The following is a 1,771-nucleotide window of genomic DNA, read 5'->3' on the forward strand; positions in this document are numbered from 1 at the left end:
TGTTGCTTTTTGCGGTTCGTAGATTTCGTTTTTGCTGAAGCATACTCGGGCTACTCGGGGTTTAAGTCGTAGTGGAACAGTTGCGTAACATGAGTCAGAGAATGCTAGGGTTCTTCTCCTGTGCTTGATTGAGGAATAAAACAATTGTGCTGGTCACGGTTGGGGTTAGGTTTGGATTGCCAGTGCTTCTGTCTCAGTAGAGTTGAGAGAATAAGAGGCGATTCTCAGCCATCCCTTTTAAGACGTTAGAATTTTTTGAGAATTGCTCACTGGGCATTCATCACTTTTTGGGGATGAGTGCTCGATAAAGCTAAACAATGCTGAAGTCAGTACTGGTAATGGTGCTAGCTTCTACCCCAGTTAAAATTGCCAATAATTCATTGCTGGTCGTGAGACTGACCAAAGTATCACGACCAAGCTCGTGAGTGCCCTGAGTGATCTTCAGCTCCGCAAACTCCAGACCAGCGGAGAGTTCAATCAGATCCTGATCACTAGTAAAGTCAGTAATTGTGTCAGTCCCGGCTCCAGCGGCAAGCACAAAGCGATCACGGCCACTGCCGCCTGTCAGGATATCGTTACCAGTACCGCCCCGAAGCAGATCGTCACCCCTGCCGCCTGTCAGGATATCGTTACCAGTACCGCCCCGAAGCAGATCGTCACCCCTGCCGCCTGTTAGGATATCGTTACCAGTACCGCCCCGAAGCAGATCGTCACCCCTGCCGCCTGTCAGGATATCGTTACCAGTACCGCCCCGAAGCAAATCGTCACCCCTGCCGCCTGTCAGGATATCGTTACCAGTACCGCCCCGAAGCAAATCGTCACCACTCAACCCTTTCAGTTTATCATTGCCACCTTGGCCGTTGATGACATCATTGGAGTCATTAAAGCCTTGGGTGTTATTGTCAAGGTCGTTGAGGAATGTGACCGAGTTTTTATTGAAAACTTTGCCCCTTTGTTGTTTCGCATTAAAGACATCAAAGCTATCTTCAACTTTAGTCTGTCCGTCAAACAGAATGTTGCCGATGTCCTTCGACGCACCTGTAGCTTTAGTAAGGTTATCTAGGTTTTCCACGGCAAAATCCTGCAGGATGACCCCAGTGTTGTCAACCCCTTCAAAGGTGATGAGCAAATCATTTTCATCCTGATTCAGAAGCATGTTCTCTGCACTCAGCGATGGACCCTCAAACTTCAGTGTATCGACTTCTGCAATCACGGCATCCGAGGGAGTAACTCCTGTGCCTACACCGCCGAAATCAGTGATGGTGTCTGTGCCTGCACCACGACGAACTATAAACGTGTCTTTATCGCCACCTCCTGTGAAGGTATCATTCCCTTCGCGACCTGAGAGGAGATCGTCCCCCTCACCTCCATAGATTAGATCTCGACCAGTTCCGCCGATGATGGTGTCATTACCCTGCTCCCCATAAAATCGATCCTCACCATTTCTGCCGATGATGAGGTCACTACCTTCACTTCCGATCAGGATTTCACTCCTTTCATCTCCGTATAGAGTAATGCCGCCATCTTCAATGATAGGCTTACCAATCAGTGCAGCCTCTGGATAGAGTTCTAGACCGAAGTTGGGGGCAACTGCCGCTACTTTTGGGATATTATCTTCTGGTATATTCGACGGGTCTGAAACAGGCTGACCTGCTTGCCTGAAAAAGTTTTCAAGTCCTGCAGGAGCAGCGATTACCAACATTCTTGCTGGTTCCGTCCCCAGGTTTTTGAATGCGTGGACTTGACCTCTGGTATAGGGGATAAAGTCTCA

At 48.8% G+C, this 1,771-nt stretch carries 1 protein-coding gene; it reads right to left on the minus strand.

From position 1 onward, the window contains the following. Positions 1-310 precede the first annotated feature (310 nt). Entirely contained in the window at positions 311-1,702 is a 1,392-nt protein-coding gene (locus F6K37_RS40835) for a calcium-binding protein (protein ID WP_287257005.1), read from the minus strand. Positions 1,703-1,771: the final 69 nt, after the last annotated feature.

This window comes from Moorena sp. SIO4E2, from assembly GCF_010671945.1.
In the GTDB taxonomy this organism is placed as follows: domain Bacteria; phylum Cyanobacteriota; class Cyanobacteriia; order Cyanobacteriales; family Coleofasciculaceae; genus Moorena; species Moorena producens.

Bases quoted from the DNA above. Each gene is read 5' to 3' on its own strand.
- F6K37_RS40835 (WP_287257005.1), bottom strand. From the start codon at position 1,702: ATGTTGGTAATCGCTGCTCCTGCAGGACTTGAAAACTTTTTCAGGCAA.